Origin of the sequence: Leptolyngbya sp. KIOST-1 (assembly GCF_000763385.1) — a bacterium.
Lineage (GTDB): Bacteria > Cyanobacteriota > Cyanobacteriia > Phormidesmidales > Phormidesmidaceae > Nodosilinea.
The window spans coordinates 2,282,983-2,304,515 of record NZ_JQFA01000002.1 but is presented as its reverse complement, the minus strand read 5'-3'; the positions used below and the strand labels follow the sequence as shown (position 1 = coordinate 2,304,515).

20 protein-coding genes are annotated in these 21,533 nt (G+C 60.4%); 14 read left to right on the top strand and 6 right to left on the bottom strand.

Annotation, left to right across the window (positions count from 1 at the left end; genetic code table 11):
* Positions 1-438: 438 nt before the first annotated feature.
* Positions 439-2,061 carry a diguanylate cyclase domain-containing protein gene (locus NF78_RS10205; RefSeq protein ID WP_052050093.1) on the bottom strand — a complete coding sequence of 541 codons (1,623 nt, stop codon included), beginning with the start codon at positions 2,059-2,061 and terminating at the stop codon, positions 439-441.
* 427 nt (positions 2,062-2,488) lie between these two features.
* Between NF78_RS10205 and NF78_RS10200 the strand changes: the two genes are divergently transcribed.
* From NF78_RS10200 to NF78_RS10170, 7 genes are all read left to right on the top strand, one after another.
* Positions 2,489-3,166: a hypothetical protein gene (locus NF78_RS10200; protein ID WP_052050088.1), complete on the top strand. Its 678-nt coding sequence runs from the start codon at positions 2,489-2,491 to the stop codon at positions 3,164-3,166.
* A gap of 140 nt (positions 3,167-3,306) precedes the next feature.
* Positions 3,307-4,026, top strand: a complete 720-nt coding sequence (locus NF78_RS10195) for a general stress protein (protein WP_225885273.1) — start codon at positions 3,307-3,309, stop codon at positions 4,024-4,026.
* Between the two features lie 134 nt (positions 4,027-4,160).
* On the top strand, positions 4,161-4,583 hold the full coding sequence (locus NF78_RS10190) for a hypothetical protein (protein ID WP_035986036.1): 423 nt from the start codon (positions 4,161-4,163) through the stop codon (positions 4,581-4,583).
* Positions 4,584-4,659: 76 nt separating this feature from the next.
* The gene (locus NF78_RS10185) at positions 4,660-5,175 is read left to right on the top strand and encodes a hypothetical protein (RefSeq protein ID WP_035986034.1); all 516 of its coding nucleotides are present in this window, start codon (positions 4,660-4,662) and stop codon (positions 5,173-5,175) included.
* A gap of 325 nt (positions 5,176-5,500) precedes the next feature.
* Positions 5,501-5,995 (top strand): DUF411 domain-containing protein, encoded by a 495-nt coding sequence (locus tag NF78_RS10180; RefSeq protein WP_035986032.1) that lies wholly within the window; start codon positions 5,501-5,503, stop codon positions 5,993-5,995.
* An 11-nt stretch (positions 5,996-6,006) separates the two neighbouring features.
* Positions 6,007-6,615 (top strand): iron-regulated protein, encoded by a 609-nt coding sequence (locus NF78_RS10175; RefSeq protein WP_035986029.1) that lies wholly within the window; start codon positions 6,007-6,009, stop codon positions 6,613-6,615.
* A 285-nt stretch (positions 6,616-6,900) separates the two neighbouring features.
* Positions 6,901-7,146: a hypothetical protein gene (locus NF78_RS10170; RefSeq protein ID WP_035986028.1), complete on the top strand. Its 246-nt coding sequence runs from the start codon at positions 6,901-6,903 to the stop codon at positions 7,144-7,146.
* Positions 7,147-7,154: 8 nt separating this feature from the next.
* Here NF78_RS10170 and NF78_RS10165 read toward each other — a convergent pair whose 3' ends face one another.
* A complete protein-coding gene (locus NF78_RS10165) occupies positions 7,155-8,762 on the bottom strand; it encodes an NAD(P)/FAD-dependent oxidoreductase (protein ID WP_035986026.1) in 1,608 nt (535 codons plus the stop codon).
* Positions 8,763-8,979: 217 nt separating this feature from the next.
* On the opposite strand from NF78_RS10165, the gene NF78_RS10160 reads away from it, so the two are divergent.
* The 3 genes from NF78_RS10160 to NF78_RS31075 all read left to right on the top strand — a co-directional run bounded on the left by NF78_RS10160 (position 8,980) and on the right by NF78_RS31075 (position 12,036).
* Positions 8,980-9,483, top strand: coding sequence for a hypothetical protein (locus NF78_RS10160; RefSeq protein ID WP_052050086.1), 504 nt, complete (start codon positions 8,980-8,982; stop codon positions 9,481-9,483).
* A 100-nt stretch (positions 9,484-9,583) separates the two neighbouring features.
* Positions 9,584-10,837, top strand: coding sequence for a cation:proton antiporter (locus NF78_RS10155; RefSeq protein WP_035986024.1), 1,254 nt, complete (start codon positions 9,584-9,586; stop codon positions 10,835-10,837).
* A 473-nt stretch (positions 10,838-11,310) separates the two neighbouring features.
* Entirely contained in the window at positions 11,311-12,036 is a 726-nt protein-coding gene (locus NF78_RS31075; protein WP_156119722.1) for a hypothetical protein, read from the top strand.
* Positions 12,037-12,271: 235 nt separating this feature from the next.
* Here the strand turns inward: NF78_RS31075 and NF78_RS10145 are convergent, their stop codons facing one another.
* Positions 12,272-12,874: an ISAs1 family transposase gene (locus tag NF78_RS10145; protein WP_052049833.1), complete on the bottom strand. Its 603-nt coding sequence runs from the start codon at positions 12,872-12,874 to the stop codon at positions 12,272-12,274.
* Between NF78_RS10145 and NF78_RS32950 the strand changes: the two genes are divergently transcribed.
* Positions 12,863-13,546 carry a hypothetical protein gene (locus NF78_RS32950; protein WP_035985201.1) on the top strand — a complete coding sequence of 228 codons (684 nt, stop codon included), beginning with the start codon at positions 12,863-12,865 and terminating at the stop codon, positions 13,544-13,546. The genes NF78_RS10145 and NF78_RS32950 overlap by 12 nt on opposite strands.
* 169 nt (positions 13,547-13,715) lie before the next feature.
* On the opposite strand, the gene cobS is transcribed toward NF78_RS32950, so the two are convergent.
* Entirely contained in the window at positions 13,716-14,510 is a 795-nt protein-coding gene (cobS, locus tag NF78_RS10135; protein ID WP_263970577.1) for an adenosylcobinamide-GDP ribazoletransferase, read from the bottom strand.
* Between the two features lie 231 nt (positions 14,511-14,741).
* Here cobS and NF78_RS10130 point away from each other — a divergent pair, with 231 nt between their 5' ends.
* A complete protein-coding gene (locus NF78_RS10130) occupies positions 14,742-15,197 on the top strand; it encodes a hypothetical protein (RefSeq protein ID WP_035986018.1) in 456 nt (151 codons plus the stop codon).
* 78 nt (positions 15,198-15,275) lie between these two features.
* On the opposite strand, the gene NF78_RS10125 is transcribed toward NF78_RS10130, so the two are convergent.
* Complete coding sequence (locus NF78_RS10125; RefSeq protein WP_081972572.1) at positions 15,276-17,027, bottom strand: alpha-amylase family glycosyl hydrolase; 1,752 nt, start codon at positions 17,025-17,027, stop codon at positions 15,276-15,278.
* 658 nt (positions 17,028-17,685) lie between these two features.
* Here NF78_RS10125 and hetL point away from each other — a divergent pair.
* Both hetL and NF78_RS10115 read left to right on the top strand, forming a co-directional pair.
* Positions 17,686-18,390 (top strand): heterocyst differentiation pentapeptide repeat protein HetL, encoded by a 705-nt coding sequence (gene hetL / locus NF78_RS10120; protein ID WP_035986017.1) that lies wholly within the window; start codon positions 17,686-17,688, stop codon positions 18,388-18,390.
* Between the two features lie 197 nt (positions 18,391-18,587).
* Positions 18,588-20,141 carry a mercuric reductase gene (locus NF78_RS10115; RefSeq protein WP_035986016.1) on the top strand — a complete coding sequence of 518 codons (1,554 nt, stop codon included), beginning with the start codon at positions 18,588-18,590 and terminating at the stop codon, positions 20,139-20,141.
* Between the two features lie 13 nt (positions 20,142-20,154).
* On the opposite strand, the gene hpsE is transcribed toward NF78_RS10115, so the two are convergent.
* Positions 20,155-21,333, bottom strand: coding sequence for a hormogonium polysaccharide biosynthesis glycosyltransferase HpsE (gene hpsE / locus NF78_RS10110; RefSeq protein ID WP_081972571.1), 1,179 nt, complete (start codon positions 21,331-21,333; stop codon positions 20,155-20,157).
* Positions 21,334-21,533: the final 200 nt, after the last annotated feature.

Genomic DNA, 21,533 nt, shown 5'->3' with positions numbered 1-21,533 from the left:
TCACTCCGCAGCCAGGTGCTCAATGAGTACTTTTATGCTTGGCGAATAAAGAGAAAACGACTGGTGTCTCAGGATAGGGTATTTTACCTGTACTACCTTAAGAGCGAGGCAGAAACTCAACCAGAAAAGACAGGCTTTGTAAAGTTTGTAGCGTGAGGCATCAACTAGGGGGGAGTTACTCCACCCGGAATTCTAAAGGCCTTGGCAGCTAAGCAAAGTCGGCTTCGCTGAGCCAACTTAAAGTCTTTCTGCAAAAGTTGGTAAACAGCAGCGTAGAAGTATGATTGATTGGGCTTTAAAGGGAGCATACGCCAACTTCATACACGCTTCATGTTCTTAGCGAAACCTTGATTTTGTCAGCACAAAAGTAATAGAAAAAGGCTCGGTTTCGATGGCTACCAGTCTACTACTAAAGTCTTTTGGCGACAACCTAAGTGTTTAGCCCTCCCAGCACACGACGCGATCGCGGCCCTCCTGCTTGGCGCGGTAGAGAGCCTGGTCGGCGGCGGCAACCAGGGTTTGAATTGACAGATCGCGGCTGGGAACTTGGCAGGCGACCCCCAGACTCACGGTGACATAGACAGTTTCGGTGGCGGACTGGAAATTGACAATGTTGAGCGCGCGAATGCGGGCGCGAATGGCTTCGGCCAGGGTGGCGGCCCCGGTCAGGGTAGTGTGCGGCAAAACCACCGCAAATTCCTCGCCGCCGTAGCGGGCAACGATGTCAGATGGGCGATTGACCACGGCTTGACTGGTCTTGGCCACGGTGATGAGACAGTCATCACCGGAGGGGTGCCCGTGGCAATCGTTAAACTGCTTGAAGTGATCGACATCGAACATGATCAGCGCCAGGGGCGAATGACTGCGGCTCAGGCGTTTCCATTCGCGCTGAAGTACGGTATCGAAGTAGCGGCGGTTGGCAATTTGGGTCAACTGATCGCGGTGGCTCAGGTCGTTCAAACGTTGGTTGGCCCGCGCCAGAGCCTGATTAGTTTCGGCCAGTCGCTGGGCCTGATACTGTAACTGAGCCAGCAGATCAGCCTGCTGCACCGCGATCGCCAGCTGGTCGGCCACCTGTTCGAGGAGTTCGGCTTCGCCGGACTCCCACTGTCGGGGGCTGGCGCAGGTCTGCACAATTAAAAATCCCCACAAATTGCTGCCGCCCTGGGGCTGAGGTTGCAAAATGGGAGCCACGATCGCCGATTTAGCCTCCGTCAGCTCAATCCAGGGGCTGAGGCACAGTTCATTTAGATCGGCGGTCAGGCCAGCGATCGCTTTGGCCTGGCCCTGGCTGTAGTAGTGGTAACAGCGCTGCCGCAGCCCATCGGCCTGCCACTCCTGGGCGGTGGGGGTAACCGGGCAACTGGCCTGGGCCGTGGTCTGAATGATGGCCCCACTGTGGTCTGAGGTGAACTGGAAAATCAGGGTGCGATCGACCTGGAGGTAGCTCTGCACCTCAGCGGTAGCGGTGGCCAGAATGCTGGGCAGGTCCAGGGTTTGGCGAATTTTTTGGGTGATCTGCCAGAGGGTTTGCTCGCGCTCCGCCTTGCGCTGAAGGGCCAGTTCGGCGGCCTTGCGCTCGCTGAGATCCTGGATCAGCGCAAAGTATCCCTGCACCTGGCCGTCCACGTTGTGGTCGGGGACCAGGGTGCCCTGCACGTAGCGCTGACCCGCCACCGCGTAGGGAATCACCGCTTCGTAGACCACGGCTTCGCCCGCCAGGACGCGATCGATATAGGCCTTCACCTTCTGGTAAGCTTCAGGCCCAATCACCACCTCCAGGGGCTGACCATAGATCTCCTCAGGCTTGAGGCCAAACCAGTTTTGATAGGTGGTGTTGGCGTACTGGTAGCAGCGGTTGCGATCGACGTAGGAGACGCAGACGGGCAGCGAATCCATCAGCTGCTCCAGCAGATGCAGCTGAGCGTAAACCTGAATTTGTTTGTTGATGGTAGCCTCGTGCCGCCATGCCGTCGGAGGCAGGTTCAACTCGGCGGATTCTGGCGTAATCTCATTCCAAAACCGAGGGGGAGTGCGCTTACGTTTGGATGCCTCAGCCATTGGGTAATTGCATCTAAAACTAGAGGGTCAAGCCAACTTATCGACACGTTTGGATTCTTTCTGCTGGTTTGCTCCCTAGGAAAAGTCGGCAAGCTCTCGTTCTTCAGACAATTCCGAACCATCGAAAAATGAATTGAATATCTATCCTCACAAAAGCGACTCAAAATAATATCTGCCCCAAGGCCGAAAAGTATTGCGGCAAGTATTGCGGCCCTGGAAAACTCAGGCGGCCCAGTAGATCTTCGCCCTGCTGCACCGCGCCCAATCCAGGGCTAAACAACGGACTCCCCTTGGGTATGCCACCTTCGATAGCCGTTTTGGCCCACCGACCGGACGGGTTCCGGCCGCCGAGTGCCCCTCGACAGAGTGCAAAATTCCCTTTTTTCTTCACTATTAAAGCGATCGCACGGGAGCAGGAGCAGGGTGAATGGTTAGACGATCGCTTTTGGCAGTCATTTGGGTTGGCTTTTTGGGCTACGTGCTCTGGCTAGCGCCCCTCGATCGCCCATTTACCTGGACGTTTGCCCGCCACCTGGTGACGCTGCACTGGGGGGAGATCAATGCCTATCTGCTGGCTATTTTCTGGCTGATGGGGGTTTGGCCCATGATCTACGCCTGCCTGATGTTTGCCGATGGCCACATGCAGCCCGTTCCGGCCTGGCCTTTTTGGCTGGGCTCAAATTTTACCGGGGTGCTTTGCCTGCTGCCCTACCTGCTGGTGCGACCGCGCAACTGGGCTTTCGATGGCCAACAGGACAGGTGGCTGAGTTGGCTGGATCGGCGATCTACCGGCCTGGGGCTTTTAGGGACGGCGATCGCGCTGATAGCCTATGCTCTGGTGGCCGGGGATTGGCCCGACTTCTGGACGCAGTTTCACAACTACGCCTTTGTACATCTGATCACCCTCGACTTTTGCCTGATGGGGGTGGTCTTTCCCCTCACCTCACTGTTCGACGATGATATGCAGCGCCGGGGAATTGACCCCTCCCGTGGGGTTTGGGCGATCGCGCTGATCCCGCTGTTTGGCCCGCTGCTGTACCTGTGCTGGCGGCCCAGACTGCCCGGCCACACTCCTCCTTTCAATTGGGCTAGCTCCATCCAATGAGCGATGAAGCTACCTGCCATAGCTCGCTAGAACAACAGATAACGCAATGGTTGTCCTGCCTCAGGGCTACAGGGTTGAAATCTGTCTCTGCGGTTTTGCAACGGTTGCTGGCTTTGCACAAAAGGAGGAAGCAATCGAACATGGCTTCGAAACGCAGACGCGCAGTGGGAATTTTCCCCGATCGCCCCAGAACAGCCTCTGCTTTACAGGCACTCAGCGACTCAGGCTTTGACCTGGGTCATGTGTCGGTGATTGCCAAAGACTCGCAGCGGCAAACCGCGATCGCTGGGGTTAAGGTCAAAGATGAAGAGAGCAACCAGGCCGATACAGGCGGTGCCATGGGTGCCCTGACCGGCGGTGTGCTGGGCGGTGTGACTGGGCTGCTGGTTGGCCTGGGCACGCTGGTGATTCCGGGAATTGGCCCGGCGCTGCTGGCGGGAGAAGCCGCTACGGTCATGGCGACACTGGTGGGCGGCGCGGCCGGGGCCGCCGCTGGGGGTCTGGTGGGTGCCCTGATTGGCATGGGCATTCCTGAGCACCGGGCCAAGCGGTACCGCGATCGCGTGGCCCAGGGCGACTACCTGGTCATGCTCACCGATACCGAACCCGAAATTGCCCGTGCCGAGCGCACTCTCAAAGCGGCTGGTATCGAGGACTGGGGCGTGTATCAACCGCCCGAGGAAACCTCCGGAGCCAGGGCTGGCTCCCCCAATGCCACCTTCAATGGTGACCCCCTCAGCCCGCCCGCCCCCTACGCTGCTGATCCTGGCCTGGACCAGGGTGTGGCACCAGGCCGTGCCAACCCCTACAACCGGGTGGATCACCCCATGGATCAGGGCTACCCCCATCGCGAATCCTAGGGCGTGTCATCCGGTTGGGCTAAAGGCCTCTCAGATCAGAGGTGCCAAGCCCGCCCCACGCCTGCCCAATCAAACCGAAGAACAACTCCGGTCTGTTTACCCCTGAATGTTTGCCCCCGTTGAGGAATAATCCTGTGAATATTTTGAAATCTATTCGCCTTGGCGTCATTGCGCTGTGCCTGGGCGTGGTCTTGTTTACCACCAGCGCCTGCGGCACCGCCACCCAAACCCGAACCGGCCCCGGCCTCGCCCCCAGCGCCTACAGCCAGCTTGAGCGCGGCGATACCGCCAGCGGCGAGAACTATGGCCGCTGGGTGATGCAGACCGCCCGAGGGCTGATCAGCGATGCCTATGTGCGCGACAACGACAAGCTGGGCGTGGTGATTTCGCCGGAAGTAGCGCCCCGGGAAGTGAAGCCCCTGGCCCAGTCGCTGGTGCAGGGCTTTCACAAGAACTTCCCCAACCGCGACCTGAGTGTGCTGGTCTACGCCCCCGACAAGGAGCTGATTTTGACCGCCAACTACAACGACACAACCCGTCAGGTCCAGTACCAGTAGATGACACCCGATCCAACCATCGGCCCCTTTCAAAACCCCAACAAATTAGCAAAAAATAGCAAGAGTAGGACACGATATGAGCAGCAGTAAAGACTACAAACGCCAGATCATGAATGACCTGGCCGGTGGCAACACCGAGAGCATCGACAGCCGGTCGACCCAACCGGAGCGCGAGTACTCCAACTTCGACGATTTTGCCAAGCGCTCCTCCCGGGAGGAGCGGCGGGAACTGGGCCGTGGGTTCCACCCCGATCGCATTCCCCCCAGCCAAATGGAGCCCGAGCTCCGCAAGGCGATCGCCCAAATCAAGCCCCAGGAGCGCGACGACGTTGCCCGTGACCTGTTTAAGCATCTCAAGGGGCGCGGCCTGAGCGATCGCGATCTGGAGCGTCAGCTGGGCCTTTCGACCCACCACGCCAGCCGCATGAACGAAGACGACGTCACCAAACTGGCCTCCTTCACCTACCACAGCCACCCCGACATTTTCCAGGATGTGCTGGCCGACCAGCCCGGCATTCTGAAGTTCTTCAGCAACCCGCTGGTGGGGGCCGCCGTGGGCGCGATCGCCGCCAAGTGGCTGGGCAAGCGCTAGGGGCTAAAGCCGAGAGGGCTATCCGATAGGGGTGTAAATCATCCCGCGCCATAGAATCGCCCACCGGGCTGCTGGGATCGTACCTGGCGGCCCGGTTGGTGTCTCAGCGTCAGCAACGGCAACAAAGCATGAACCTGGTTTGGGGCATACGGCGTTGGCCCTGGCAAGCAACATTGAGTTTCTAATTCATACCTTTGTTCCTTGTCTCAGCAGGCGGGTTGCTCAATATGTGTAATCTCGATCGCTTGAGTCAGTCGCCCCCGGGCCAGAGGTATTCTGAAGAGAGGAACAGGGCATGTTGATGTCCTAAGGAGACAGGTGTTTCATGAACCGTCGAGGATTGCTCAATCAACTGCTGGGAGGCCTGCTGGTGGGGGCGATCGCACTGCTGGTGGCGTTCACCGCTCCAGCCACCGCCGCTGCTACCGATTCTCTTCACCCTGCTCTGCCTGCGCTAACCGTGTACCTCAGCCCCACCTGTCGCTGCTGCGGCCACTGGGTTGACCACATGAAAGCGGCCGGGTTTGAGGTACAGGATGTGGTCACCGAAGACATGGCTGCCCTCAAGACCCAGTACGGCGTGCCAGAGGCCGTAGCCTCCTGCCATACGGCAACTGTGGGGAATTATGTGATCGAGGGCCACGTGCCCGCCGCCGACGTGCAGCGCTTGCTCAGCGAGCAGCCCACCGTGCTCGGCATCGCCGCCCCAGGTATGCCCGTAGGCTCTCCGGGTATGGAAATGGGCGATCGCGTCGCCCCCTACACCGTGGTCGCGTTTACCCAGGCGGGCGAAACAGCGACCTTTGCCGAGCACCCCTAACCGCCCCTCCAATGGCCTACTACCGCTCTCAGCCCCAGGCATTTGCCGATGCCTACCTCCACAACCTGCGGGGGGCAATTCAGTCGTGCCGCTACTTTGCTACCAACAACCTCAACCGCGATTTTGTTGGCACCAAAGGGTTTTCGGTGGTGTTTACCCAGGCGGGCCGGGCCGAGGTCGATCGCCAGTTTCCCTACTTCAAGCCCTACCTCGATCGGGCGCTGCGGCCCGACTGCAACGCCTTTTACCTCAACCCGCTGCTGCTGAAGCAGGGTTCTCGGGTAGACCCCCACATCGATCGCTCCCTCAGGTCCTACTGCAAGACCATCGACCCGCCCGACCAGGTGAGCGTGCTCTACGTGCAGGTGCCCCCCGACCTGGCCAGCGGTGAGCTGGTGCTCCAGCGGGGGCGACAGCGGGTAGCGCAAATCCGGCCCCAGGCCGGGATGCTGCTGCACTTCCAGGGCGACCTGACCCACTCGGTAAACGCGATGGACAGCCCCGGCAGTCGCCTCAGCCTGGTGTGCGAACAGTACGCCCTCGATGCCGATGCCCTGTGGGATATTCCCGAATTTTTGATCGAGTCCCGAACCCTGTCGGCGGCTAAATCAAAAGTCTAATACCCGGCGGCATAAGTCAGCCAACTGTTCCTGAAACCTAAAACCCAGCACCTGAAAACCCTCAGCAATGGTTGCCCTATTTCTGACAACCCGCCCTGGGGCAGTGGATCGATTTCAGCAGCCATAGCGACGGTTAGCGCCAAAATCAGTAAGCTATACCAAATCCGAATCACACAACCCCGATGCGAAATCGATACCTCGTGAGGGCATTGCAGTGCAATGCCCCTACAAATCGGGGGGATACGGATAGGATTTGGTATAAGTCCATAGTGTTGAGCGGCGATTATGAGCTTGATTCAAGAAATATTTCTCGAAAGCGACTGGGATGAGGTGGAACAGGCCCAGGCCGCCTGCGACGAACGGGCTACCCGCCTGCGGGCGGAGGGGCACACCTGTACCTGCACCACTCTCTACCGCATCACCGATGGGCGGCGCGTCTTTTTGCTTGAGGCCCAGCACCCCGACATGGTAGAGCCAGATCGGCCCTCCCGGCGCAAGCCGCCCTCTCGACGGCCCACCCAGCGCAGCTAACCCGGACGCTATCGGTCCCCAACCAGGCTGAGGGCGACGGCCTCGGCCACCCGAATGCCGTCGATCCCGGCGGACAAAATGCCCCCGGCATAGCCCGCCCCTTCCCCTGCGGGGTACAGTCCGGCGGTGTTGAGGCTCTGAAACTGCTCGTTGCGCTTGATCCGAATGGGCGACGAGGTGCGGGTTTCGACCCCGGTGAGCACGGCGTCGGCCATGGCAAAGCCGTGGATCTGGCGATCGAAGGCGGGAATGGCTTCGCGGATGGCGGCGATCGCGTAGTCCGGCAAACTCTCGCCCAGGTCGCCCAGCCTCACCCCCGGTTTGTAGGAAGGCAGCACCTCCCCAAAGTGGGTTGAGGGACGCCCCGCCAGAAAATCCCCCACTAGCTGCCCTGGTGCCTCGTAGGTGCCGCCGCCCAGGGCAAAGGCCCCCTCCTCCAGCCTGCGCTGAAGCGCAATCCCAGCCAGCGGACCCTCCGGATAGTCGGCCTCTGGGGTAATGCCGACCACAATGGCACTGTTGGCGTTCGACTCGTCGCGGGCGTACTCGCTCATGCCGTTGGTGACCAGACGACCCGGTTCTGATGCCGCCGCCACCACTTTGCCGCCGGGGCACATGCAAAAACTGTAGACCGTGCGGCCGTTTTCGCAGTGGTGAACCAGCTTGTAGTCGGCGGACCCCAGCCGGGGGTGCCCAGCCCGATCGCCCAACCGGCAGCGATCGATCAGCGCCTGGGGATGCTCAATTCGAAACCCAATCGAAAAGGGCTTGGCCTCGATATACACCCTCCGGTGGTACAACATCTCAAAGGTGTCGCGGGCGCTGTGGCCCACCGCCAGCACCACATGGTCGCTGGCGATCCGATCGCCGTTTTCCAGCCGCACTCCGCACACCCGGCCCTGGTCGATCTCGAGATCGACCACGCGGGTTTGGAAGTGGATTTCGCCGCCCAGGGCTTCGATATGGGCCCGCATATTCTGCACAATTTTGACCAGGCGGTAGGTACCGATGTGGGGCTTGTTGATATAGAGAATTTCCGGGTTGGCTCCGGCGTTGACCAGCTCGGTCAGCACCTTGCGCCCGTAGTGGTGGGGGTCGCTGACCTGGCTGTAGAGCTTGCCGTCGGAGAAGGTGCCCGCCCCGCCTTCGCCAAACTGGGCATTGGATTCGGGGTTGAGGGTTTTCTTCAGCCAAAAGCCAAAGGTATCGACGCTGCGATCGCGCACCGCCTTGCCCCGCTCCAGAATAATTGGCCGAAACCCCATCTGCGCCAGCATCAGCCCCGCGAACATGCCGCACGGCCCCATGCCAATCACAACTGGGCGGTTCGTGAAGCCCGCCGGGGCTTCGGCCACCGGGTGGTAGGTCATATCCGGCGCAGGCACCACGTGGGGGTCTTTCCTAAACCGCTTCAGCAGCGCCTTTTCCTTGGGCGTCTCCACATCCACGATGTAAACCAGGGTGATGGTGTCCTTTTTGCGCGCGTCGTAGCTGCGCTTGACGATGGAAAAGCGGCTCAGGTCTGCCGCTTCCAGGTGCAGCTTTTTGAGCACAGCGGCCTCCAGGGCGTCGTCGGGATGGTCGAGGGGCAGTTTGATCTGGCTGAGGCGTAGCATACGGAATCGCTGAAAAAATCCCAGGGGCACAGAGATCGATCATGCCACATGGGCTCTGGTCCGGACTGCGCTTGTCGTCAGGAATGCTCCGTCAGTTCGCTGTAGAGGTGCATAGAGAACCCATTCAAGTCCAGCCCTGGGAGCCTGCCGAAAGTACCTTCCAGCCCTGGGCTGGGCTGATACTGTTTTGAGCTGTGCGTACAAAGGATAAATCACGATGAGATTAGCATTGGGCTGGGCGTTACTGGGCAGCTTGCCCCTGGGTCTTTGGGGCAGTTTGGGGTCAGCGGCCCTGGCCAATACCATTCAACTGAGCGTGCTGCCCCTGCTGGATGCACCGACAGCCAACTGCCCCACTCGGCTGATTGCCCACGAGACCGCGCTGCCCTATACCGAGGGCGGCTATGCCACCAACGGCATGATCAAACTGCGCGACATTGCCACCAATATTCAACTCTCCCAAACCGATCGCTTCAGCGCCACCTGGGTAGGCACGCTCAGGCCCGAGTACCGCAACTGTCAGGCCTCAGGGGCCATGCTCACGATAGACGGCGAAGATTTTGAAGGACATTCCTACATCCGAGTGCAGCTGGCCAATGGTCAGGTCAGAGCCATTTTGGATATGACCGGCATGGGCGACCCGAATGGATTCACCACGGTGATTACCTTTAGGGGGCTGCGCGAGGGCAATCCCCGCTGGACCTGGGGCGGCACCGACTAGCGCCATAACCAGGCCGGCAAAGATCTATCCCAGGTTGCACTAAGGCTTCAAACCCAGCTTCTAGAGTGGAGGGACAATTCATTTTCCGGCCTGGACGTCTGTGGATATTTACATTCTCGATCTGCTGGTCATTGGCCTGCTGCTGCTGGCCGTCACGTTCGGATCTGGATGGATTGAGCGATTGCCGCTCTCCTATGCGTTGATTTACCTGGTCGTGGGGCTAATTCTTAGCCCCTACGGCGTCAATCTGATTCGGGCCAGGCCGGATACAGAGCTGTTAGAGCGACTAACCGAAATGGTCGTTCTAATTTCCCTGTTTAGCTGTGGGCTGAAAATGAATCGCCCGGTGCAGGCCTGGGCCTGGAACTCTACCATTCGGCTGATTGGCTTTTTGATGCCGATCTCTATTTTTGCGATCGCGGCGATCGCCCACGTTTTCCTCCGGCTGGAGTGGGGAGAAGGCATTTTGCTGGGGGCTATTTTGGCTCCTACCGACCCAGTTCTGGCTTCGGAAGTGCAGCTCTACGACCCCCAGGACCGGGATGAACTGCGCTTTGGCCTCACCTCAGAAGGCGGCCTCAACGATGCCCTGGCCTTTCCCTTTGTCTACTTTGGGCTGCACTGGCTGGAGGATAGCCGCTGGCAGAACTGGTTTAGTCAGTGGGTCCTGGTCGATCTGATCTGGTCGATCGCGGCGGGGCTGCTGGTCGGTCTCGCGATCGCCAAGGGGGTTTGCCGGATTGAGCACTGGCTTGAAAGGGGCGAAGCCGTTGACGATTTGATGGAAGATTTTGTTGGGCTCAGCACCATTCTGCTGAGCTATTCGGTGGCTGAGCTGGTGCATGGCTACGGCTTTTTGGCCGTTTTTGTGGCAGGAGTCACCATGCACCAGCGCTGCGAGAGCGCCGAGCGATCCGCCTCCCGGCTGCGGTTTATGGAGCGGCTCGAAAAACTGGCAGAGGTGGGCACCATTTTGCTGCTGGGGTCGCTGCTGCGCCACGAGCCCATGCTGCGGTTTGCCCTCCCTACCCTGATCATCGCCGGGGCGCTGCTGTTTGTGATTCGTCCCCTGGGAGCGTGGGTCAGCACCATAGGCTCGCCTGTGCACCCCGCCACCCGCTGGCTTTTTGGCTGGTTTGGCATTCGCGGCGTGGGCTCGCTTTACTACTTGACCTACGCCCTGGGCCAGGGCCTGGAGGGGGAAACCGGCGAACTGATCGCCTGGTTAACGCTGACTACTGTGACCATTTCGGTGACGCTACACGGCATTAGCTCCACCCCCCTGATGGGATGGTACGAGAGCCACGTCGAGGGCCACAATCGACTGGAAAAAAGACTGCCCAACCCCGATTGATCCATTTCCTCTCCATTGGATACACCCCACAGCTGTCGTCCCGATCGCAGCGCGGCATTGCAGACCGTGGAGTGGACTGTGGCGAAAAATCAGGGCGCACCCCACTTTTGCAAGTGTCTACGTCATGCCCATGAAAGTGGGAATAGAAAAGTGAGATACGCCCTCGGTTTTTTTGTTGCAGAGGCAAAACATCGGTATTCAAATCGACGCTAAAAAGGTTCTTTTTTCGGCAAAAAAGGTCTGTTGATGGACTTGCTTTGCTTCTACTGCTACTGCTCTAAAAGCCGGTTTTTGTGGAGAAACTCTCTCAATCGTTCGATGTTGCCCCTGCCTTTGGTTCCCAGAATGAAAGGCACAAGCTACTCGTTAAACGCGATCGCTCTAACCGAAGTCAACTCTCAAGGAGAACGCTATGAAACGCTATTTTTTGTCAGGGATAGCCATTACAGCAGCTACCCTAGCGCTAGCCCCTGTTGCCCGGGCCCAAGAACCCGCCGCACCGGGACAAACCCCGGGACAAACTAATTTTCCTGGTCAAGTTCCAGGACAGATTGCCCCAGGGCAACTTCCCGGCCAAACTATACCGGGTCAACTTCCAGAACAGACCATACCGGGCCAGCTTCCCGGCCAGACTACGCCTGGTCAAAGTCAAACTACCCCTGGTCAAACTACACCGGGCCAGCTTCCTGGCCAGACTACACCGGGCCAGCTTCCCGGCCAGACCGCGCCAGGCCAACTTCCCGGTCAAACCACCCCCGGTCAGCGGCCGGGTCAGATCACACCGGGTCAAACCGCACCGGGTCAAACTCAGCCTGGTCAACTTCCCGGTCAAACTCAGCCTGGTCAAATCCCTGGTCAAACCACCCCCGGTCAGCGTCCGGGTCAGATCACGCCGGGGCAAACCGCACCCGGTCAACTTCCGGGTCAAACTCAGCCTGGGCAGCTTCCCGGTCAGACCACGCCGGGCCAAATCCCTAGCCAAACCACCCCAGGCCAAACCCCTGGTCAGACCACGCCCGGCCAAATCACCCCGGGTCAGCGTCCTGGTCAGCCCACACCGCCTGGTCAGGTTCCTGGACAGTTTCAGGGGCAGCCCGGCATGTCTCAGCCCCTCTCAGGCCAGCGTAGGGCTGCTGACATCCCTCAACCCATGCTTGGGCCTTTGCCCAGAACCGGCCAGGTTAGCTTGCAAAACATGAACGCCGATATTAGCGGCACTGGGGAAGTCAGCCTGATCGATCTGATTCTGTACAATCGCGCTCAACGGCAGTCCTAAACCGCTTGTTCACGCTGCCGCCTATCGCTACCGTCATTGCCGTGCTAGCACGGCAATGACGGCTAACTGGTATTCGCCGGCATCCTGCAGGCTGAGGACAGAACAGTAAGGCTCGTTTTTTCTAACAACCGGGTATAGCTCGTAGGGCAAACGCATACTCAGGAGGAGAGTAGCCGAATTAGGTAGTCATTATCCCATCCTGCTTGCAAGCGTTTAGCCTTGATACCCCCTTTGGCAAAAGCGTCCTGACGCAGCAGATTGAGGGCGATGTGACGGACGACGGCCAGATTAGCGGGGGCGTGGTCTTTACGAATTCGAGAGGCATCTTCGTGGAAGGCGACATCGAGCACCCAGTGGAGCTGGTTTTCAATACCCCAGTGGCTGCGCACCCCTTGGGCAAAGCGTTGGACATCGCCGTCAAAACTAACGAGATAGTAGCGCTGCTCAATGGTCGGGGGTTGACCGAGGATACGGCGTTCAGCCTCCACGAGGCCAACGCGTTTTAAGCCAACCCAGCGCTCAGCGTTGATGAGGTGCTCGACCCCATCGAGCAACCAGTGGCGGCGGATGTCGATGCGCCCGTGCCCAGGGGTGATGGTCTGATGAAACTCGTGGGAGATGTCCTTAAAGTCCTGCTGCCGCGCCCAGGTAAACACCTGCTCGACATCCTCGTGAATGTTGCCCTGATTGCCTTTAAGGCTCAAGATGTAGTCGCCACCGCCTTCGATAATCTGGTGAGCAATGGCGGTTTGAGTGCCCATGGCATCAATGGCCCCATTGTCCAGGCCATCCAGCCGGGGATAGAGCGAGAGCTAGCCTTTCAGCAGATGGCGATCGCCCAGGCCGAGGCCGGGGATCTAGCCGCTGCGGTAGCCCTGGCGCAGGCCAGCGGCAGCCGCCGCAATACCGCCCTGGTGGAAATTACCCGGTACCACCTGGCCAACCAGCAGCCCGACCAGGCCTGGGCGCTGGTGCAGGCTGAGCAGGTGCAGGGCATTTTTGCCGAGGTGGCCCTGGGCTATCTGGAGGCGGGGCAGCCCGACCAGGCCTGGCAGATTGTGCAGGCGAATGGTTTAGAGGGCTTTGATTCTGAGCTGGCTATCGCCCAAGCCAGGGCAGGGCAGGCCGACCAGGCGATCGCGGCCCAGCCCGTTGAGTGGCTGCGGCCCGCGATCGCGCGTGAATTTGCCCAGCAGCGGCAGCTCGACCTGGCCTTGCAGGTGGCCGAGTCCATCGGCGACCAAACCTACCGGGCCCAGGCCTTCATTGCGATCGCCCAGAGCTATGGCCCCCCAGCCGCTGCCCGGCGAGGGGGGGTGCGGGGGGCGATCGCTACCCTGACCGACGCGGCCCGAGGCTGGTTTGGCGACTCAAACCGCGAGACAGCCACCGCCGCCCTCGACCAGGCCCTGGAGCTGACCCAATCCCTCTAACCCGTTCTCCCATCCAAGACAAAAGCGAAAATGCTCGATTAACGGCGATAGGGGCTGGGCAGAACACATAACTCACTTCCTAGAAATGAGTCTTAATATTCTCATCTCGAGTATGCGTTTGCCCTAGTATAGCTCGGCGGTAGAGAGATACTCCCAAAAATCGGCGGAGCTAGAGCAGGGTAGCCAGGCAGAGGAAGAGGGTTTCGGTCCATTCCACCGTAGCGCCGTAGGTGTCGCCGGTATGGCCGCCCAGGCGGCGGTGCAGCCAGGCCCCTGTCCCCAGGGCCAGACCCAGACCACCGAGCAGGCTGATACCTACGGCCCCAAGCTGGTCAGGCTGACTCCAGCCCCAGCCAGCGTGCAGTACCAAGGCCAGGGCCAACCCCAACAGCCAATCCTGGGGCGATCGCAGGTGTTCCCGGTGCAGCGCCCCCTTGCCCTCGGCCCGCAGGTAAGGGTAGCGGGCGATCGCCACCACCTGTCCCCAACGGCCCCACACCAGCGCCGCCACCAGCACCCAGCCGCGTCCCGTCGTCAATTCGGCCAGGGCCAGGGTTTTAAGACCCAGAATGGCGATCGCTGCCATCACCCCAAAGGCTCCGCTGCGGCTATCCGCCATCACCGCCAGCCGTCGCTCGGGCGCCATCACCGCCAGACCATCGGCAGTATCCATCGCGCCATCCAGGTGCAGCCCGCCGGTCAGCCACACCCCCAGCCCAATCACCAGAGCGCTGCGGATGAGCGGCGGCATCCCCAGCTGCCCTAGGGTAAAATCTACGCCGACTAAACCCAGCCCCAGCCCCAGCCCCACCACCGGTGCCAGGGGCGCAATGCCCTCAAAGCGCGGCTGCCAGCCGGAGGGCAGCGGTAGTCGGGTGTAGAACAAAATAGCTCCGCCCAGGCGGGGAAACCAGCCGGGCCGAGGGGTAATCTCACCGGGACGCGCTGGGGGCAAGGGAGTCACGGATCCACCTCTGCGCTAGAAAAACATTCCGGCAAAATTACGGAGAAATCAGCATTCTGGCGGAATGCTTAATTTCTGGGCTTTTGGCAGTATTAAGACAGGACTTTTCCCCAGGCCCCCCTATCGCAGGGCAGATCATTCCCGGCGATATCGAGTATCGTGGATATAGACCTAGAGGAGCGATCGCCCCAGGCTTTGCTCCAACCGCCAACGTAGCGTGGTTAAACACCCATGAATCGCGAGCGTGCCAGCAATTTGAGCATTCCCGCTCCCTGTTTAATCGATAGCGGAGTCGTTGTCAACAAAACCGACATGCTCAGGCTACTGCAAGACCTGGGTCAGGTGCAGTACCGCCACCTGCAAGACGGCATACCGCTCTCCGAAGGCCAGGGGCTGGTCATGGAGGTGTTTGCTGACGGGCAGCAGGCCACACTCGTGGCTAATCATACACTCTATATCAACGTTTTCAGCTTTGATTGCCTGGAACTGGGCCAAACCGATGCCGACGGCAACTACTTTGACCTGGTGCAGGACAATCGGCGGCTGCGGCTGATACCGATGTCCGATCCCCTGCACGACCATATCACGCGATCGGTCAATACCGCTGCCCTTGAGGCCATGGTCGCCGACGCCCTCTCCGCCAGCTGGGACGCCTGCCTCGACGACGATCGCAATTTTCTAGACTAAGTCATTCACCGCAATCCGATTCCATATGAGTCAAGAGAGAGGAACGGCCTGAGCTAGCTCAGGCCGTTCCTTTTGGTGTTACAGCAGCGTGGGCATGCTCTCGTCGTGGGCGGCATTTGGTTTGTTGGTGATCCACACCGACTGATAGGGCTTCAGCATGTAGGCCATATCCAGGTCGGGGAACTTGTCGCCGCTGATCAAGTCGTACCAGTCGTCCGTGCTAACCAGGTTGAGATCGCTCAGGCGTAGCTCCTGGGGCTGATCGCTCAGGTTGTGCACCGAGAAGATACTCTGGTCGCGGGTCAGGCTTTGCCGCCAGAAGGCAAACAGGGCCTGGTTAAGCGGGTGCAGGGTGTACTGGGTGGCGTTGGGGTGAAAGGCAGTTTGCTGGCGGCGAATTTTGATCAGCCGCTTGAGTTCATTGAGTACCCTGGCATGGGGGGTAGTGGGGTCCGCCAGATTCTGCTCCAGGGTTTTGAGGTCCCACTTGTAGCGGTTGATGGTGCGGTTGTGGCCCGTCTCTTCTACCCCTTCGGTGTAGTTGTGGGTGGCCAGCAGGCTGTGAATGTAGAAGGCCGGGATCCCCTCCAGCGCCAGCATGATGGTCTGGGAGCAGAGAAAGCGCTCCACCTGCCACTGGTCTTCGCCCTTGGCGGTGCCCTTGAGGGCATCAAACAGGGAAATATTGATCTCGTAGGGCGACTCGGTGCCGTCCGGGCGGCTGCGCATGCTGATTCTGCCGCCGAAGTTGCGCATGGCAGTCAAGAGCTGCTCGTACTCATCCGCCGCCAGCAGCCCTTCGGCGGGGCGCATGCCAATGCCGTCGTGGGAGGCGGTGAAGTTGAAGTAGGCGCAGCCAATAGGGGCGGGCGGCATGCTCATCATCCAGGTCTTGAGGTGGTCGGAGCGTCCCTGCATGAGCGCATTCAGCAGCAGCGGCGGCAGGCTGAAGTTGTAGATCATGTGGGCTTCGTTGCGGTTGCCGAAGTAGCTGAGGTTTTCGCGGTTGGGCACGTTGGTTTCGGTAATCAGCGAAATGCCCGGATCGACCAGCTGCAGGATTTCGCGAAACAGGCGCACCATGGCGTGGGTTTCGGGCAGATGCATGCAGTTGGTGCCCTGCTTCTTCCACAAGAAGCCCACCGCGTCGAGGCGAATGTAGCGTGCCCCCGCCTCCACGTAGGCCAGAATAATCTTGACGTACTCGATCAGCACGTCGGGGTTCTCAAAGTTGACATCCACCTGGTCGGCGCTGAAGGTCGTCCAGACGTGCTTTTCGCCGTCGGCCGTCTCCACGGGGGTCAGCAGCGGCGAGCTGCGGGGCCGCACCACCTGGGACAGGTCTTCGCTGGGGTCGGCGGTGATGAAGTAGTTGCGGCCAGGTAGCTGGTTCTGCTTGAACTGCTCAAACCACTCGTGCTGGCTGGAGATATGGTTAATCACCAGGTCCGCCATCAGGTTGAAGTGGGTGGCAATGCGCTTGATATCGGCCCAGCTGCCCAGCTCGGGGTTGACCTGGAGGTAGTCGATGATGGCAAAGCCATCGTCGGAGCTGTAGGGAAAGAAGGGCAGAATGTGAACGCCCGTGATGGTGTCGTACAGGTGAGTTTCGAGAAATTTGGCCAGTACCGACAGGGGCGGGCGCTCGCCATCGCAGATGCTGTCGCCGTAGGTAATCAGCAGAACGTTGTTGTGGTTCCACTTCTTCAGGTCTTCGCGGCCCGAGGGACAGAGAGTATCTTTGATCAGGGCAAAGATTTCTGTGGTCAGCCGTTCGGCGGTTTCTGGAGGGTACACCCTCTCTAGCAAAGGCTTAATGTTATTGGTCACGCGACACAGGGGTGGGCTATCTACAGGACTGGCTGGTTTATTTATAGAGTAATTTTGAATAGGCGGCTGGGCCGGAACCTGCTGATGCAGACCCGACACCGATGGCTTAGTCCGTTTTTTAGCAACAGTCATATCAACCTACAGGTTTCAATAGGGGTTTACAGTAGTCTTGGCGTCAAAACGTAGCCGTCGCTAGAAGGCGCTAGCAGCGGAGGTTTTTGTTTGCCTCGGGTTGTGGGGACGATGGCAACCCAGCCCTCGAGCCGGGTTGATTCAGGATTTTTGTAGCCCGAGCCTTCAGCTGTCCAGCCGTTTTCTGGTTCACCCCGAGCCGTTGGTCAGCGAAGGTATCAGCTGAGCGATTCAGGGGTATGACTGGCCTGTGAGAGGCGTGGTTTGAGGAAGCGCAGGAATGGAGTGGTAGGCGCTGTGACCATAGCGAAAGCCGACGTAGTTGGCACCGGTAGACAGTGGCTGCGTCAGCGTTCCCTGCGATAGTTCTGATGGTGGCACAGGCCCGCGGCGAACATCAGCGCCAGCCCGGGAAGTTCATCGCTTTTTAGGTATTTCTGCAGTGTCTTCACAAAGGCTTAAGCACTGAGCTTCGTCGCCCTTTCCGTGCAGTACACTGCTGGGGTGTCTGTGCTGCGAGTAACCTATGGATGCGGCGGAATTGTTGGATCGCTACCGACGGGGCGATCGCGCCTTTGACCACCTGAAGCTGATCGAAATTGAGCTGCTGCAAGCCCACCTTAGCGGCGCTGACTTCAGCCACAGCGACCTGCGCCAAGCCCGCCTCGGTCGTACCCACTTCAGCCAGGGTCGCTTTGCTGCGGCCGACCTCAGCGAGGCGCTGCTGTGGGGAGCCGACTTTACCGAAACCCAGTGCAGCCAGGCCCAGCTGCGCGATGCGGACCTCAGCGGCGCAGTGTTTGTGCGCGCCGATCTGAGCCAGGCCAATTTGATCAAAGCCATTCTCTGCGGCGTCAACCTGCAGGGGGCCAATCTGTCTGGGGCGCTGCTGATCGAGGCCGATCTGCGCCCCAGCTCTGACCAGCAAACCAATGCGATCGCGGCCAACCTGGCCGGTGCCAACCTCAGCTACGCAGCCCTGGGCGGCATTCAGCTGGCCAAAGCCAATTTGACCGGGGCCAAACTCTGTCGCGCCCAGCTGGGTCAGGGCTATCGCCCCGATGCCCCCAAAACCGATCTGAGTGGGGCTGACCTTGGGGGGGCCGACCTCAGCTACGCCGACCTGACTGGGGCCATCCTTTGCGGGGCCAACCTGCGGGGGGCCGACCTGACCGGCGCCACCCTGGCCCAGGCCGACCTGACCGACGCCCTGCTGCCAGATGACCCATGACCACCGGCCGGGGTACCGTCGTACCCCTGGGGGTGCTGGTGAAGAGGACATGCCCTCTGTCTCAGGGCTCAGCCTGTACTCAGGTGGGGGCTTTAGAGTGAGGGGAAGGTGCGGGACTGCTGACCACCGCGGCTAGCCCGCCTGGCCGGGGGCAGCCTACCACCCACCGTTGTCGCCACTGTTACTTCCTCCCAGCCATGACCTCCCATTCCTTTGATCTCGAACCGGCGCTGCGCCCCCTCAACCGCCCCAATCAAACCCTGCAATCCCACGTGCATCCCCCCGACTGGGTCAATCCCACCCCGGCCCAGCGTTACGATCTGGTGGTGATTGGCGCTGGCACCGCTGGCCTGGTGGTAGCGGCGGGGGCGGCCGGGTTGGGTGTGGGTCTGCGAGTAGCCCTGGTGGAGAAAAGCTTGATGGGGGGCGACTGTTTGAACGTGGGCTGTGTCCCCTCCAAGTGCGTGATCCGCTCGTCGCGGGTGGTGGCCGATATGCGGGGAGCGGCGGCCTTTGGCATTCAGCCGCCGGAGTCCATTGCGATCGATTTTGCGGCGGTGATGGACCGCATGCGGCAAATTCGCGCCGACATCAGCCCCCATGACTCGGTAGAGCGCTTTAGCCAGCTCGGCATCGATGTATTCTTGGGCAAGGCCCGGTTTGTCGATGGCAATACCGTGGCGGTGGGCGACCATCGCCTGCCGTTTAAAAAAGCCGTGATCGCCACCGGTGCCCGTGCCCACCGCCCCTCGGTGCCCGGCCTGGCCGAGGCCGGTTTTTTAACCAACGAAACAGTGTTTTCGCTCACCGAGCGACCGCGCCGCCTGGCCGTCCTGGGCGGTGGCCCGATCGGCTGTGAGCTGGCCCAGGCCTTTCACCGTTTGGGTAGCGAAGTCACGCTGCTGCACCACCACGGCCACTTGCTCAATCGCGAAGATGCCGATGCCGCCGAAATTGTGCAGCAGCAGTTTCTCAAAGAGCAGATCAACCTGGTTCTGGATGCCCAGCTGGAGCGGGTAGAGGTGACCCCGGCGGGTAAGGTGCTGCACTATCGGCAGCAGGAGGCGGATTCCCAAACCGTGGTGGTCGACGAGATTTTGGTGGGGGCTGGCCGGGTGCCCAACGTCGAGGGCCTCAACCTGGAGGCGGTGGGGGTGGCCTGCGATCGCCGCCGGGGGGTGGTCGTCAACGACTACTTGCAAACCACCAACCCCCGCATCTTTGCTGCGGGCGACATCTGTATGGACTGGAAATTTACCCACGCCGCCGATGCCGCCGCCCGCATTGTAATTAAAAACGCCCTGTTTGCTCCCCTGGGCCTGGGCCGCAGCAAGCTCAGCAGTCTGGTCATGCCCTGGGTCACCTACACCGACCCCGAAGTTGCCCACGTGGGGCTCTACGCCCACGAAGCCCGACAGCAGGGCATCGAGACCGACACAATTGAAATTCCATTTTCAGACGTCGATCGCGCCCTGGTGGATGGAGAAAGCGAAGGCTTCCTGAAAATTCTCCACAAAAAAGGCTCCGACAAAATCCTGGGGGCCACCATCGTCGCCCGCCACGCGGGGGAAATGATTAGCGAGATTACGCTGGCCATGGTCACAGGCCAGGGGTTGAGCGCCATCAGCGGCGTAATTCACCCCTACCCCACCCAGGCTGAGGCGATCAAGAAAGCCGCCGACGCCTACCGCCGCAAGCTGCTGACCCCCCGCACCCAAACGTTGCTGAAGCTGCTGACCCGGCTGAATTGATCGATGAGGGTTGTCAGCCCGGCCCCTCCCCCACGACCAAAACGCCGGGCTGCGGTCGCTGCCGCCACAGGCGCTGGGCCATATATACCGGGCTAATCAGGCTGTAGGCATACAGGGTCAGCTCACAGGCGGTCACGGTGTCGGCGATCGCCCCGGCCCGGTACTGGATCAGGTGCCGCAAAATTTTGCGCAGGTCGTTCGCCATATAGACCAGGGTCATCAGCGGCCACAGCCAACGGGCCACGCTCAGCATGCGGGTGCGGTGACGGCTGAGGCCAATGCCGCGAAACAGCCGCAGCAGGTAGTCGCGCTCAAACCGACTGGCTGGAATCTCGTGCTGCACCCGCATGGCCGGGTTGTACCAGATCTCCCAGCCCTGGCGCTGCATGTAGAGCACCACTTCGAGGTCTTCCCCCGCCGCCCGAAAGCCAATGCTGTCGGCCAGCGATAGCTGCTTGGGCACGCAGGCCAGCCAGGCCTGCCGCCGCACCACCAGCCCCGCCCCTGGGGGCAGCACCTTCTGCTTCGGATTGTAGATCAGCGGTTCCGACCCACGCTCGGTGAGGGCCAGTATGGCCCCAATGCGATCGAAGTTGGGCGGCGGGGTAGTTTCAAACTGACCTCGAATGCGGCTGCCAAAGGCCCCCGCCTGGGGATGGGTTTGGCCAAACCGATGGGCGGCCACCACCCAGCCCAGGGCCGGGTGGTTGTCATCGTCTAGGAACCCGACCAGGGGGCTACGGGCGATATTGATGGCGTGCTGGCGGGCATAGGCGGCCCCCTGGCGCGGCTCAAAGGCGTAGCGCAGGGGAATGTCCTGGGGCCAGTGCTGCTGGTAGGCGCTGACCACCTGAGCCGTGCCGTCGGTACTGTTGTTGTCGACAACAATAATTTCCCAGGCTAGGTGCTCGGTGCCCAGCTGGGCCAGCAGACAGTCGAGCACCTTGGGCAACCGCTGCTCCCCGTTGTAGGTGCAGATGACCACCGTCAGATCGAGCACTTCCCGGGCTGGGGCAGCGGTCGAGAGCTTCAGCCGCAGCTGTCGCAGGAGTTTTTGGGTATAGCTGGGCAGCGGACGCTTAACCCCAGGTAGCCCCACCGGCGGTGCGACGACGGTCAGCGGTTCGGCAGCCGAAGGGGTTGTACTGGGGGAAGGAAACGCCGCCACTGGCGATGGAGAAGCCTCAGTCATGGGTGGTCCCATCCCTCGCACTACTGGGTTACGTTCCCTATTGTGCCCGCAGAATCTGGCCCGCTATCCTCCGGAAACGGAGGCGGTCGGCGGCTGAGTTGCCCCAGGGCGTGTCGTCAATTCTGGCCAAAAACCCTTAACTACCAGCGGTACCACGCCCAACTCAAAGAATAGGCTAGGGGCGGCAACCGCAGATTTTG